The 13764-nt window shown below is 66.1% G+C and carries 10 protein-coding genes; 6 read left to right on the plus strand and 4 right to left on the minus strand.

Going from position 1 to position 13764, the window contains the following annotated elements; genetic code table 11:
- Positions 1-55: 55 nt before the first annotated feature.
- Both AC1DS3_RS24845 and ggt read left to right on the plus strand, forming a co-directional pair.
- A complete protein-coding gene (locus AC1DS3_RS24845) occupies positions 56-928 on the plus strand; it encodes a MurR/RpiR family transcriptional regulator (RefSeq protein ID WP_441631241.1) in 873 nt (290 codons plus the stop codon).
- A gap of 29 nt (positions 929-957) precedes the next feature.
- Positions 958-2823 carry a gamma-glutamyltransferase gene (gene ggt, locus AC1DS3_RS24850; RefSeq protein WP_441631239.1) on the plus strand — a complete coding sequence of 622 codons (1866 nt, stop codon included), beginning with the start codon at positions 958-960 and terminating at the stop codon, positions 2821-2823.
- Positions 2824-2931: 108 nt separating this feature from the next.
- Here the strand turns inward: ggt and AC1DS3_RS24855 are convergent, their stop codons facing one another.
- Entirely contained in the window at positions 2932-3975 is a 1044-nt protein-coding gene (locus AC1DS3_RS24855) for a rod shape-determining protein (protein WP_441631237.1), read from the minus strand.
- 487 nt (positions 3976-4462) lie between these two features.
- Complete coding sequence (gene pdxR, locus AC1DS3_RS24860; protein ID WP_477128158.1) at positions 4463-5965, minus strand: MocR-like pyridoxine biosynthesis transcription factor PdxR; 1503 nt, start codon at positions 5963-5965, stop codon at positions 4463-4465.
- A gap of 177 nt (positions 5966-6142) precedes the next feature.
- Here pdxR and AC1DS3_RS24865 point away from each other — a divergent pair, with 177 nt between their 5' ends.
- The 3 genes from AC1DS3_RS24865 to AC1DS3_RS24875 all read left to right on the plus strand — a co-directional run bounded on the left by AC1DS3_RS24865 (position 6143) and on the right by AC1DS3_RS24875 (position 9371).
- Entirely contained in the window at positions 6143-7417 is a 1275-nt protein-coding gene (locus AC1DS3_RS24865; protein ID WP_477128159.1) for a 4-aminobutyrate--2-oxoglutarate transaminase, read from the plus strand.
- An 11-nt stretch (positions 7418-7428) separates the two neighbouring features.
- Positions 7429-8892 (plus strand): NAD-dependent succinate-semialdehyde dehydrogenase, encoded by a 1464-nt coding sequence (locus AC1DS3_RS24870; RefSeq protein ID WP_477109103.1) that lies wholly within the window; start codon positions 7429-7431, stop codon positions 8890-8892.
- A 194-nt stretch (positions 8893-9086) separates the two neighbouring features.
- Entirely contained in the window at positions 9087-9371 is a 285-nt protein-coding gene (locus AC1DS3_RS24875) for an ElaB/YgaM/YqjD family protein (protein ID WP_441631230.1), read from the plus strand.
- Between the two features lie 64 nt (positions 9372-9435).
- Here the strand turns inward: AC1DS3_RS24875 and AC1DS3_RS24880 are convergent, their stop codons facing one another.
- Complete coding sequence (locus tag AC1DS3_RS24880) at positions 9436-10401, minus strand: LysR substrate-binding domain-containing protein (protein ID WP_441631228.1); 966 nt, start codon at positions 10399-10401, stop codon at positions 9436-9438.
- A 216-nt stretch (positions 10402-10617) separates the two neighbouring features.
- A complete protein-coding gene (locus AC1DS3_RS24885) occupies positions 10618-11739 on the minus strand; it encodes an asparaginase (RefSeq protein WP_441631226.1) in 1122 nt (373 codons plus the stop codon).
- A gap of 339 nt (positions 11740-12078) precedes the next feature.
- On the opposite strand from AC1DS3_RS24885, the gene aspA reads away from it, so the two are divergent.
- Positions 12079-13506 carry an aspartate ammonia-lyase gene (aspA, locus tag AC1DS3_RS24890; protein ID WP_441631225.1) on the plus strand — a complete coding sequence of 476 codons (1428 nt, stop codon included), beginning with the start codon at positions 12079-12081 and terminating at the stop codon, positions 13504-13506.
- The last annotated feature ends 258 nt before the right edge of the window (positions 13507-13764 follow it).

Genomic DNA, 13764 nt, shown 5'->3' on the forward strand with positions numbered 1-13764 from the left:
ACGTCATACTGCCGCACCGCATAGTGGCCCGGCAGTCTCTTTTTCGGAGAGCGGCTTGGCCAGGTTATCAATCAGGGAAATGCTGGCAGACCAGGCCGCCGGCTTCACCACGTCGGAGCTGAAAGTAGTGGAAACGCTGCTCGCCAGCTACCCGAGCGCCGCGCTGACCTCCATCTCGAACCTCGCGGGACAAGCCGGGGTCAGCGATCCCACGGTGTACCGGCTGGTCGTGAAGCTGGGGTTCGACGGCTACCCGTCATTTCAGCGAGCGCTCCTGGCGGAGGTCGACGAGGCAATGAATTCACCGCTCTCGCGGCTCGGCGCGCTGGGCGAACCGGCACTCGGAGAGGATTTTCAAAGGCGTTCGCTGGCAAGCCTGGCGATGTCGGTCGAGCGCGTGGCGCAGCACGCTGCGCCGGAGGACTTCAACACCGCCGTCGAGTTGCTCGGCAATGCGCGGTCCGCCGTGTTCTGCACCGGCGGACGATCGAGCTTGTTCCTGGCCTCGCGGCTCGCGTCGCACCTGACGCATATCCGGCCCAAGGTCCGTCTCGTCGAGCCTGCCCTGGAGCGGGCGAACGAGGTACTGGTCGACATCGGGCCAAACGATGCGCTGGTCGTCTTTGACTACCGCCGCTATCAGAAAAGCGTCATCGACTTTGCCGCCGCGGCGCATCGCCTGGGCGCAAGGATCGTCCTGTTTACCGACGAGTGGAAGTCGCCGATTGCCGGCTTCGCCACGGCCACGTTAAGCAGCTTTGTACAGACCGGCTCGCCGTTCGATACCAAGGTACCCGCGCTGGCGCAATGCGAGACCTTGATCGCCGCGCTTATTGCCCGCTTCCCCGAGGAGGCAAGGCGCCGGCTCGAAGCCATCGAGGCCGTACGCCGCTCTGCCACCCCCGAGGGTGCAAGCATCGATTTCTAGAATGCCTTTCCTTTCAGGAGAATAATGAAATGGCCACTCAGCAGTTTTCATTGATGCGCCGGGCCAGCCCGCTGGCCTTGGCGCTTGCCCTGCTAAGCGCATGCTCGACGCAAACCGGGGTGTCCTCGGCGCCGCCGGCCGCAACCGCGCCCACGGCAACGGCCTTGCCCGCGGCGCCGGAAGTCTCGTCCGGCTACCGGCCGGGCATGACGACCACTTATGCCGACAAGCACATGGCCGCTGCCGCCAATCCTCTGGCCACCGAAGCCGGCCGCAAGATCCTGCGCGCGGGCGGCACGGCCATCGATGCGGCCGTTGCCATGCAGGCTGTGCTGACGCTGGTCGAGCCGCAGGCCACCGGCATCGGCGGCGGTGCCTTCATCATGTACTGGGACGGCAAGCGCGTGCAGGCTTATGACGGCCGCGAGACCGCGCCCGCCGGCGCCGGCGAGAACCTCTTCATGCGCCCCGACGGCAAACCCATGAGCTTCAGCGAAGGGCAGATCGGCGGGCGCTCGGTGGGCACCCCCGGCGTGCTGCGCGCGCTGGAACTGGCGCACCGCCAGCATGGCAAGCTGCCCTGGGCCAAGCTGTTCGAGCCGGCCATCGCGCTGGCGGAGCAGGGCTTCCCGATTTCGCCGCGCCTTTATACGCAGATCGCCGCGGACAAGTTCCTCCCGGCTTCGCCCGAGATGGCAGCCTACTTCCTGACGCCGGACGGCAAGCCCAGGCCGGTCGGCACCATGCTGAAGAATCCGGCGCTGGCCAGGACGCTGCGCGAGATCGCGCACCGCGGGCCGAACGTGCTCTATACCGGCCCGATTGCCAGCGAGATCGTCAAGCAGGTCAACGGCAGCGCCAACCCGGGCTCGCTCTCGCTGGTTGACCTGAAGGATTACCGCGCCAAGGAGCGCGCGCCCATTTGCAGCGACTACAAGCGCTGGAAGATCTGCGGCATGCCGCCACCTTCCTCAGGTGGTATCGCTATCGCGCAGATGCTCGGCTCCTTGCAGGCGCTGGAAGCCAGGAACCCGAAATACGCGCTCGCCGCGCTCAAGCCGAAGCAGGTTGCAACGCCTGCCGGGGTCGAGCCGGGCATCGACGCTGTGCACGCCATTGCCGAGGCCGGGCGCCTGGCCTATGCGGACCGCGGCCTCTACGTGGCGGACTCGGATTTCGTGCCCGTCAACGTGGCGGGGCTACTGAGCCGCGACTACCTGGCAAGCCGCGCGAGCCTGATCGGCGAGGAAAGCATGGACAAGGCGGAGGCCGGCGTGCCACCTGGCGCCACAGTCGCGCTGGCGCCGGACCGCTCGCCGCCGCGCGTGTCCACATCGCAGATCGTCGCGGTGGATGACACCGGCGGCGCGATTTCCATGACCACTACCGTCGAGAGCTATTTCGGCTCGCACCTGATGGTGCGGGGGTTCGTGCTGAACAACCAGCTCACCGACTTCTCCTTCGTGCCGAGCGAGAACGGCAAGCCCGTCGCCAACCGCGTGCAGCCCGGCAAGCGCCCGCGCTCGTCGATGGCGCCCACGCTGGTGTTCGACCGCGACAGCGGCAAGCTGGTCGCAACCGTGGGTTCGCCCGGCGGCTCGCAGATCATCGAGTACGTGTCCAAGACGCTGGTGGGCCTGCTGGACTGGAACATGGACGTGCAGGCGGCCATCAACATGCCCAACTTCGGCAGCCGCAACGGACCGACGGAGCTGGAAGCCGGCCTGGTCAGCCCGGCCCTGGTGCAAGGCCTGAAAGACCGCGGGCATGAGGTCGCGCAGATCGAGATGACCAGCGGCACGCAGGCCATCATGCGCCGCCAGCGCCCCGATGGCACGTGGGCCTGGGCCGGCGGCGCCGACCCGCGCCGCGAGGGAGTGGCATTGGGGGATTAAGCGCGGTTGCGCAATGGCGCTGGCGCTGTCGGTGCTTTCGAAGCGCCGGGACTGCGACGCGCAAGGCCGGCCCGAGGGCCGGCCTTCTTCGTTGCGGCCTGCCAGCCGTTACTCGTAGGAGAAGAAGCTGCCGAGCTTGTCCATGCGTTCGAGCGCCATGCCCGCGCCCCGCACCACGCAGGTCAGCGGGTCATCGGCCACCAGGACCGGCAGGCCGGTTTCCTCGGCCAGCAGGCGATCCAGTTCGCTCAGCAGCGCACCGCCGCCGGTGAGCATCATGCCGCGCTCGGCAATATCGGCGCCGAGTTCCGGCGGAGTCTGCTCCAGCGCGATCTTGACCGCCGACACGATCTGATTGAGCGGTTCGGTCAGCGCTTCCAGGATTTCGTTGGACGATACCGTGAACGCGCGCGGGATGCCTTCGGACAGGTTGCGGCCCTTGACTTCCATTTCGCGGACTTCGGCACCCGGGAACGCCGAGCCGATTGTCTTCTTGATGGCCTCGGCGGTCTGCTCGCCAATCAACATGCCGTAGTTGCGCCGGATGTAGTTGACGATGGCCTCGTCGAACCTGTCCCCGCCCACGCGGATGGAACCCTTGTAGACCATGCCGCCCAGCGAGATCACGCCGACCTCGGTGGTGCCGCCGCCGACGTCCACCACCATCGAGCCGGACGGCTCCGACACCGGCAGCCCCGCGCCGAGCGCGGCCGCCATGGGTTCCTCGATCAGGTAGACCTGGCTGGCGCCGGCGGCCAGCGCGGATTCGCGGATGGCGCGGCGCTCGACCTGGGTCGAGCCGCACGGCACGCAGATGATCATGCGGGGCGACGGCCGCAGCAGCTTGGTGTCGTGCACCATCTTGATGAACTGCTTGAGCATCTGCTCGGTGACCCGGAAGTCGGCGATCACGCCATCTTTCATCGGGCGGATGGCCTCGATGTTTCCAGGTACCTTGCCCAGCATCTGCTTGGCTTCCTTGCCCACCGCCTCGATGGTCTTCCTGGGATTGGGGCCGCCCTGCTGGCGAATCGCGACCACCGAGGGCTCATCGAGGACGATGCCCTTGTCGCGCATGTAGATCAGGGTGTTGGCGGTGCCGAGGTCGATCGCGAGATCGTTGGAGAAGTAGCTACGGAGAAATCCAAACATCGGGGAACTTTCATCTGGTGGTTCGCAAGCATGCGAACCGGCGGGCGCCAGTTCTGGCGACAAGCAGGCTAGGAATAGCGGCGCATGCAGGAAGCCCTCATGCGTCGCGCGTCGAGCGGAGCGGCCTTCGGCGGTGGCCGGCGCTCCGTCACTTTGTATGGGCGGCAAAACCCGGTGGTGGCCACGTCCGTGCCGCTTGGCGGCGAAACCGGCCACCATGCAACCGCTGAACAGGCCATATCGTTGAAACCGCGCCGGGATCACAAAAAAACCCTGGCGAGACTTAACCGAAACATCCTTGGCTCGGGGAGTGGCGTGCGCCGTACTTGCGCCACGCCGGCGCGTGAGCCAGGTGCCAACCAAAGGTTAACCGGGAACGAATGATACCTTGCACAAAGGTCTTCCTGCTCAAAAAATGGCGTCGGCCGGCCAGCGGCGCAAGCCGTGGCGTCAGGGACCGAACCGGGGGCCGCCCTCCCCGTCCTGCTCAGTGCGCCGGCAGCCGCACGTCCCGCAAGCAACCCAGCAGTACCTCGAACGCCGGCCCTATCTGCTCCTCTGGCACGCACGCATACCCGAGCAACAGCCCCCGCTGCACCGCACCTCCCAGAAAATACCGCGACAGTGGCCGTACCAGGATGCCCCGGCGCCCGGCTTGCTCCGCAATGGCCACATCGTCCGCGCTGTCAGGCAGGCAGAGAACAAGGTGCAAGCCGGCGTTGCTGCCGTACCGGTGCAGCGCTTCGGGTCCCAGATAGCGCTCGATCAGCCCTGCCAGGATGGCGCGGCGGCGGCCGTACAGCAGCCGCATGCGGCGGATGTGCGCGGCATAGTCRCCCGCCTGCATGAACTCGGCCACGGTGGCTTGCGTCATCAGGTGGCCGGCGCGGTACAGCTCGGAATGCGCGGTCTGGAAGGCCCCGGCCAGCGCGCGCGGCAGGACCATGTAGCCCATGCGCAGCCCGGGGAACAGCGTCTTGCTGAATGTGCCGATATAGATCACCGGCGCATCCGGTTCCATGCCTTGCAGCGACGGGATTGGCTGGCCGGAGAAACGGAACTCGCTGTCATAGTCGTCCTCGACGATCCAGCTGCCCTGGCGCCGGGCGTATTCGAGYAGCGCGCGCCGCCGCGTCAGGCTCATGACGGCGCCGAGCGGATACTGGTGCGATGGCGTGACAAAGATAAAGCGCGGCGGCTGGCCTGCGTCCTTCCCCGCCGGAATCGTCAGCCCTTCCTCATCGACCGGGACCGGCATCATGTGGATGCCGTTCATCTGCAGCAAGCCGCGAATCCCCCAGTAGCTGGGCTCCTCCACCCAGGCGTGCTCGCCGGACATGCCAAGCATCCGGACCAGCAGGTCGATGCCCTGGTGAATGCCTTCAGTGATCAGCACCTGGGCGGCGTCGCATTGCACCGATCGCGCCACCCGCAAGTGCGCCGCCACGGCTTCGCGCAAGGCGGGCAAGCCACCGCCATGGCAATAGCTGAGCCGCTCGGGTGGTGGATTGCGCCACAGGCGGGCGGAGATCTGCGCATAGCGCTGGTGCGGGAAACGCGTCACATCCGGCACGCCCGGCATGAAGGCGCCCCACTGCGATGGCGACGCCGAGGCATTGGCCAGCAATGCCACGCCGCGCGGCGACAGGCCCGGCATGGCCCGGGCCTGCGCGCCGCTGGGCTGGCTGKCCTTGGCATTGAGATAGGCCTCCGGCGCGGTGGCGGCCACGAAGGTGCCGCTGCCGGTACGGGCGTGCACATAGCCCTCGGCCAGCAACTGCTCGTACGCAAACATCACGGTATTTCTCGACATGCCGAGCTCGGATGCAAGGTCACGCGATGGCGGCAAACGGGTCTGGGGCCCCAGGCTGCCGTCGAGGATGGCGCCGCGGATGCACTCGTAAAGACTGCGGTTCAACGGTTTCGCAAGGGCTGCGGGACCGTCCGGACCCAGGCGCTGAAGCAGCAGGTCGCCGCAGATCGATCTCAATTGGCACCATCAGATATGTGAATGCGGTACTGGATTGTAGTGCCAAAGGAAGTTGAAATGCACTGCATCGCTGCGATCGTGATCGATCGGCAGCCAGCGACAACCTGCGGAAACCCGCGAAAACCGAGCCCGGCCGGCAAGCGCCGCCCAGGCCATATCAAGCACCACGGAGAGCCCATGAAGAACCTCGAACTGAATCAGCGCCGCGCCCTTGCCACCCCCCGCGGCGTCGGCGTGATGTGCGACTTCTATGCAGACCGCGCGGAAAACGCCACGCTCTGGGATGTGGAAGGCCGCCAGTACACCGACTTTGCCTGCGGCATTGCCGTGCTCAATACCGGTCACCGCCATCCGCGCGTGATGCAGGCGGTGAGCGCGCAGCTCGAGCGCTTCACGCACACCGCGTACCAGATCGTGCCCTACGAGAGCTACGTGGCGCTGGCCGAGCGCATCAACGCCCTGGCGCCGATCGATGGCCTGAAGAAAACCGCCCTGTTCACCACCGGCGCGGAGGCCGTGGAAAACGCGGTCAAGATCGCCCGCGCGCATACCGGGCGCCCTGGCGTCATTGCGTTCTCGGGCGGTTTTCACGGCCGCACCCTGCTTGGCATGGCACTGACCGGCAAGGTGGCGCCGTACAAGGTCGGGTTCGGGCCGTTCCCCTCCGACATCTATCACGCGCCGTTCCCGTGCGAGCTGCATGGCGTGAGCACCKAGCAATCCATCCAGGCGCTGGCGTCGCTGTTCAAGACGGATATCGACCCGCAGCGCGTGGCGGCCATCATCATCGAGCCGGTCCAGGGCGAAGGCGGCTTCCACCCGGCGCCGGTGGACTTCATGCAGAAATTGCGCGCGCTGTGCGACAAGCACGGCATCCTGCTGATCGCGGATGAGGTGCAGACCGGTTTCGGCCGCACCGGCAAGCTCTTTGCCATGTCGCACTACCCGGTGGCGCCCGACCTCATCACCATGGCCAAGAGCCTGGCGGGCGGCATGCCGCTGTCGGCCGTCTGCGGCCGCGCCAGCATCATGGACGCGCCGCTGCCTGGCGGCCTGGGTGGCACCTACGCCGGCAACCCGCTGGCGGTGGCCGCCGCCCATGCGGTCATCGAAACCATCGAGGAAGAGCGCCTTTGCGAGCGCGCCACCGCGCTTGGCGAGCAACTCAAGGCCGTACTGCAGGAGGCAAGCCACACCTGCCCGGTTATTGCCGACATTCGCGGAATTGGCTCCATGATCGCTGTGGAGTTCTACGATCCGGCCACCGGGCAGCCCAGCGCTGAACTGGCCAAGCGGGTGCAGCAGCGCGCCATGGAGGCCGGGCTGATCCTGCTGACCTGCGGCACGTACGGCAACACCATCCGCTTCCTCTACCCCCTCACCATCCCGCAAGCCCAGTTCGACGCCGCACTGGCGGTGCTGACGAAGGTGCTGGCCGGCATCGCCGCATAAAGGGAGACACCATGGGAGACACCTTGAAACTGCAACGACCCGAGCTGCTGCGCAGCGCCTGCCTGATCGATGGCGAATGGACCGGCGCCGCCAGCGGCGCCGTATTGGTAGTGCACAACCCGGCCACCCACGATGTGGTCGGCACCGTCCCGGGCTGCGGCGCCGCCGAAGCCCGGCAAGCCGTGGAGGCCGCCGCGCGCGCGCTGCCGGCCTGGCGCGACCTGACCGGCAAGGCCCGCGCCGCGGTGCTGCGCCGCTGGGCCGACCTGATGCTGGCGCACCAGGAAGACCTGGCGCAACTGATGACCGCCGAGCAGGGCAAGCCGCTGGCCGAAGCGCGTGGCGAAGTCGCCTACGCGGCCTCCTTTCTCGAATGGTTCGGCGAAGAAGCCAAGCGGGTGGACGGCGACGTACTGTCCAGCCCGCGCGCCGGCCAGAAGATGCTGGTGCTGCGCCAGCCGGTGGGGGTGTGCGCGGCGATCACGCCGTGGAACTTCCCCGCCGCCATGATCACGCGCAAGGCCGGCCCGGCGCTGGCCGCGGGCTGCACCATGATCGTGAAGCCCGCCGAACAGACCCCGCTGAGCGCGCTGGCGCTGGCCGCGCTGGCCGAAGAAGCCGGCGTGCCCCGTGGCGTGCTGCAGGTCGTCACCGGCGACCCGGTCCAGATCGGCGGCGTTTTGTGCGACAGCCCGGTGGTGCGCAAGCTGAGTTTCACCGGTTCCACCGCCATCGGCAAACTGCTGATGGCCCAATGCGCCGGCACGGTCAAGAAGCTTTCGCTCGAACTCGGCGGCAATGCACCGCTGATCGTGTTCGAGGACGCCGATCTCGACCGCGCGGTGGACGGCATCCTGGCTTCGAAATTCCGCAACAGCGGCCAGACCTGCGTCTGCGCCAACCGCATCTATGTGCACGACGCCGTGTACGACGAGGTGGCCAGCCGGCTGGTGCGCGCGGTAAGCGCCCTGCGCCCCGGGCACGGCATCGACCGCGACGTCACGCAAGGGCCGCTGATCGACGCCGACGCCGTCGCCAAGGTGGAAAGCCACATCGCCGATGCGCTCGCCCATGGCGCGCGCGTGTTGACGGGCGGCAAGCGTCATGCGCTTGGCGGCACCTTCTTCGAGCCCACGGTGGTGGCTGACGCCACCGCTGCCATGCGCGTCGCGCGCGAGGAAACGTTCGGCCCGCTGGCACCGTTGTTCCGCTTCAAGGACGACGAGGAAGTCATCGCCATGGCCAACGACACCGAGTCCGGTCTTGCCGCTTACTTCTTCTCCAAAGATATGGCCCGCGTGTGGCGCGTGGCCGAGGCGCTGGAGTACGGCATGGTCGGCATCAATACGGGGCTGATCTCCAACGAGGTGGCGCCGTTCGGCGGCATCAAGCAATCGGGCCTCGGCCGCGAAGGCTCCAGCTACGGCATCGACGAGTACCTGGAGATGAAATACCTCTGCCTGGAACTCGGCTGATCTGCGGGCGCAAGCAGCGCGCAAGCCTGCGTGGACCGCCGGGAGGCGGTTCCATCAACTAATCCCGATTGGCTCTTATTTACGCGCTGGATGTTCCTTATGCTAGCCAGACACAATGAGCCGGACCTTTTAACGCCATCAGGTCTTTCATTGCGTTAGCCATTGCGTTAGCCATTCAACGAGGAGAAAAAAACATGTCGAATACCGGTAGCGCCCTGCGTGAAGTCGATAGCCTGTTGGTGCCTGCCACCAATGCCACCCATGCCCCCGGCGCGCCGGCCGCGGATGCGCCGGGCAAGGTGCAGGAACGCCTGAAGAAGGCAAAGAAGAAAATCGCCGATGTGCAATACGTCGTCGTGGAAAAGAGCCGCCACACGGCGCGCGTCGCGGACGACTATGTGCATGAAAGCCCGTGGACGGCCATCGGCGTGGCTGCTGCTGTCGGCGTGCTGATCGGCTGGCTGATCGACCGGCGATAAATCCCCGGGCCAATCGCCCACGTATCCGCCCGGGCCGCCAACCACCGCGGCCCGGGACCCCGCCTTACAGCATCCCGCAGTCGCTCGATTCCGCGGTCTTGCCCATCAGCATCAATTGCGGGTCCCGCACGTGGCTGATGAAGGACCACAGCTCATCGACCAGCGGCTTCGGGCTGGCCGCCGAGCGGTACAGGCGGATATCGAGGCTGGTTGCCCACGAGGCCGGCCCCGCCACCACCAGCTTGCCCTCTTTCAGCTCGTCGCTGACGCAGCTCTCCGGCAGCCAGCCCACCCCGTGCCCGGCCACGACCATGGCCTTCAGGGCCTCCGACATATGGGTCTCGAAGCAGCGCTGCAGCCCGTAGGGCTCCGGCGCATTGAGCAGGATCATCTCGACCACGTTGCCAAGGAACGCGCCGGATGAATAGGCCATGAAGGGCAAGGGATTGGCGCTCGTGCCCGGCAGCCGGAAGATCGGCTGCCCTTGCTTGTCCGGCGCCGAGAACGGCAGGATCCGCTCGACGCCCAGCATCAGGAACGGGAAGCCGTTCGGGTCAAGCAGGATCGGCAGCTGCTGATGGTGGTAGCCCAGCAGGATGTCGCAATCGTCATCCACCAGTTGCTGCACGCCCTCTGGCACGTTTACCGCATGCACGCAGGCGCTCAACGAGCCGAAACGCCCGTGCAGGTACTTGAGCCAGGACGGGAAGAAGGTAAAGACCAGGGTGTGCGCCACCGAGAAGCGGATGACCTTGTCGCTCTCGGCAAGGGGCTGGCGGCTGCTCAGCAGCGCGCGTGCGGCATAAGCGTCACGCAGCAGGTCGGCGGCCAGCCGGCGGAACAGCCAGCCTGCCGTGGTCAGGGTTGCCGGATGCACGCTGCGGTCGACCAGGCTGACGCCAAGCCACTCCTCAAGGGCCATGATGCGCCGGCTGAACGCCGACTGGGTGATATGCCGGTCGGCAGCCGCGCGCGAAAAACTGCGCGTTTCAGCCAAGCACAGGAAGTCTTCAAGCCACTTGGTTTCCATATTGGAATGTACTCAACATCAGGGGGAGGGACGCGCTGTCCATGGCAGATCATACGGCAGCGCGGCGCTGCACAAATCGGTGGAAGCCCGATAGCACCATGCAAATTTTGCGCCACATTATTCCGAAATTGCAACATCCCTCCCCGGCCTCGCGCGGACAAGCGCAAGGCGCCGAGTACTCGACTGGTGCTCGCCTAGTACTCGGTTAGTACTCGCTTAGTACTTCCAGAAGATCTTCTGCAGTTCCTTGGTGTCGTTGGTCTTGGTCAGTGCCAGCGCCATCAGGATGCGGGCCTTCTGCGGCAGCTGGTCGTCGGTCACCAGCCAGTCGTACTTGTCGTCCGGCTGCTCGGCGTTGCGGACCACCACGCCGCTGCCGGTGCGCGAGGCACGTACGATCTGCACGCCCTTGGCGCGGGCGGCCTTGAGCGGCTCGACCATGTAGTCGCCCACGCTGCCGTTGCCGGTGGCGGCATAGACGATGGCCTTGGCGCCGTTCTTCACCGCGGCATCGATGCTGGCCGGATTGACGTTGCCGTAGGCGTACACCAGGGCCACTTCAGGCAGCTTGTCGATCTTGTCGATGTCCCATTCGGTCTGCATGGTGTGCGGGCGCGCCGGCAGGCGGTAGTACAGCGTGCGGCCTTCCACCACGTAGCCCAGCGGGCCAAACGGCGAGCGGAAGGTCTCGATCTTGAAGGTGTTGGTCTTGGTGACGTCGCGCCCGGTGTGGATCTCGTCGTTCAGCACCGCCAGCGTGCCCTTGCCTCTGGACTCCGGGCTGGACGCCACCAGCACCGCGTCATACAGGTTAAGCGCGCCGTCCGCGCCCAGCGCCGTGCCCGGACGCATCGATCCCACCACCACGACCGGCTTGTCGCTCTTGAGCGTGAGGTTGAGGAAGTAAGTGGTTTCCTCGATGGTGTCGGTGCCGTGGGTGATCACGATGCCGTCCACGTCCGGCTGCTTGAGCAGTTCCGAGACGCGCTTGCCAAGCTTGAGCAGGCGCTCGTTGTTGAAGCTCTCCGAGCCGATCTGGAAGACCTGCTCGCCCTTGACATTGGCGACCTTGGAGATCTCCGGCACCGAGGCGATGATCTTGTCCACCGGCACCACGGCCGACTGGTAGGCGGCGGTGTTGGTGGCCGCGGCGCCCGCGCCGGCAATGGTGCCGCCGGTGCCGATGATCACGATATTGGCCTTGCGGGCTTCGCTGGCCTGTGTCGGCGCGCCGGCGGCAGGGGCGGAGGGAGCAAGCTGGGCATGGGCAGCGCCGGTGGTCAGGCAGGCGGCAAGCAGCAAGGCGCTGAGGGGTTTAAGACGTGCAAAACGCTTCATGGTGGTCTCCATGCGTTGGATTTCGGGCGCTCGGTAAGTGCCCGCCAGATGGTGATGATAAGTGATGAGCGGGCGATGATACGGCAACCAAAAAGCGCCCGTATCCGTATAAGCCCTGATATGGCGATGCAAAATTCGCGGCGAAGTATGCGGAAAAATCATCACCCGGCGAAGCCCCCGCCTGCCGCGCTCCGGCCGCTCCTGGCGCCTTGCCGATAGCGCGGGTGCCGCATGAGTATTTCGTGCCGCGCCATGACAAATTCGCATCAAGGTCGCTACCTGCCGGCGGATTACCTAGAGTCAACTCCTCCCTGATGTAAATTTGCGAGGAGCAATGCAATGACCGCTGGAACCTTTAGAACCGAACATGACCTCCTGGGCGATCGCGAGGTCCCGGCCGATGTCTACTACGGTGTGCACACCCTGCGCGCGGTAGAGAACTTCCCGATCACCGGCACCCCTATCTCCATCTACCCCGAGCTCATCAAGGCCCTGGCCTACATCAAGCAGGCAGCCGCGCTGGCCAACCACGAACTGGGCCTGCTCGACGAGCCCCGCTGCGACGCCATCGTCGCCGCCTGCGCGGAACTGCTTGGCGGCAAGCTGCACGATCAGTTCGTCGTCGACGTGATCCAGGGCGGCGCCGGCACCTCGACCAACATGAACGCCAACGAGGTCATCGCCAACCGCGCGCTCGAACTGATGGGGCACAACAAGGGCGAGTACCAGTACCTGCACCCGAACGAGCAGGTCAACATTGGCCAGAGCACCAACGACGTCTACCCATCCGCCCTCAAGATCGCCACCTGGTTCGGCATCCAGGGCCTGGTGGATGCCATGGGCGTGCTGCGGGGCGCCTTCGAGCGCAAGGCCGAAGAGTTCAGGCATGTCCTGAAAATGGGCCGCACCCAATTGCAGGACGCCGTGCCCATGACGCTGGGCCAGGAGTTCAGCACCTACGCCGTGATGCTCGGCGAGGACGAGGAGCGGCTGCGCGAGGCCGCCCTGCTGATCTGCGAGATCAACATGGGCGCCACCGCCATCGGCACCGGCATCACCGCGCACCCGGACTACGCGCCGCTGATCCTCAAGCGGCTCAAGGAGATCACCGGCATTCCGCTGATGACCGCGCCGAACCTGATCGAGGCCACGCAGGATTGCGGCGCCTTTGTCCAGCTGTCCGGCGTGCTCAAGCGCGTGGCGGTCAAGCTCTCCAAGACCTGCAACGACCTGCGGCTGCTGTCCAGCGGCCCGCGCGCCGGCCTGGGCGAGATCAACCTGCCGGCCATGCAGGCCGGGTCCAGCATCATGCCCGGCAAGGTGAATCCCGTCATCCCGGAGGTGGTCAACCAGATCGCGTTCGAGGTCATCGGCAACGACATCACGGTCAGCTTCGCGGCCGAAGCCGGCCAGTTGCAGCTCAATGCCTTCGAGCCGATCATCGCGCACAGCCTGTTCAAGAGCGTGAGCCATCTGCGCAACGGCTGCCTGACGCTGGCCGAGCGCTGCGTCAACGGCATCACCGCCAACGAAGAACGCCTGCGGGCCACGGTCGAGAACTCCATCGGTATCGTGACCGCCCTGAACCCGTACATCGGCTATGCCAACGCCACCGCCGTGGCACAGGAGGCCCATGCCACCGGCGGCAGCGTGTACGAGATCGTGCTGCAAAAGGGCTTGCTGACCCGGGAGGAACTGGACCAGATCCTGCGCCCGGAAGTGCTGACGCAGCCAACCCCGCTGAGCCTGGCGCCCCGCGCACGCTGACCCCGGGGGACACGGCGCGTCCGGCGCCAGGCATGGCGCCACCGGCCCCGCCCTGCCCCGATACCGACGGTCAGACCAGGATCTGGCCGCAACCCCTGGAGACAACGCATCATGAAGGCAAACAAGCTCACAACCCGGATCATGATCGCCATGGTCCTGGGCATCGTCACCGGCTATCTCTGCAACCGCCTCGTGCCCGATGCGGCAATGGCCAAGGAGATCGCCGGCTACTTCTCCATCGTCACCGACGTCTTCCTG

Source organism: Cupriavidus sp. 01L46 (genome assembly GCF_056399905.1).

What these genes read in the sequence shown, in the direction of transcription:
- ggt (WP_441631239.1), top strand. Translation starts at nt 958, where the DNA reads ATGGCCACTCAGCAGTTTTCATTGATGCGCCGGGCCAGCCCGCTGGCC.
- AC1DS3_RS24855 (WP_441631237.1), bottom strand. Translation starts at nt 3,975, where the DNA reads ATGTTTGGATTTCTCCGTAGCTACTTCTCCAACGATCTCGCGATCGAC.
- AC1DS3_RS24870 (WP_477109103.1), top strand. Translation starts at nt 7,429, where the DNA reads ATGGGAGACACCTTGAAACTGCAACGACCCGAGCTGCTGCGCAGCGCC.
- AC1DS3_RS24875 (WP_441631230.1), top strand. Translation starts at nt 9,087, where the DNA reads ATGTCGAATACCGGTAGCGCCCTGCGTGAAGTCGATAGCCTGTTGGTG.
- AC1DS3_RS24880 (WP_441631228.1), bottom strand. Translation starts at nt 10,401, where the DNA reads ATGGAAACCAAGTGGCTTGAAGACTTCCTGTGCTTGGCTGAAACGCGC.
- AC1DS3_RS24885 (WP_441631226.1), bottom strand. Translation starts at nt 11,739, where the DNA reads ATGAAGCGTTTTGCACGTCTTAAACCCCTCAGCGCCTTGCTGCTTGCC.
- aspA (WP_441631225.1), top strand. Translation starts at nt 12,079, where the DNA reads ATGACCGCTGGAACCTTTAGAACCGAACATGACCTCCTGGGCGATCGC.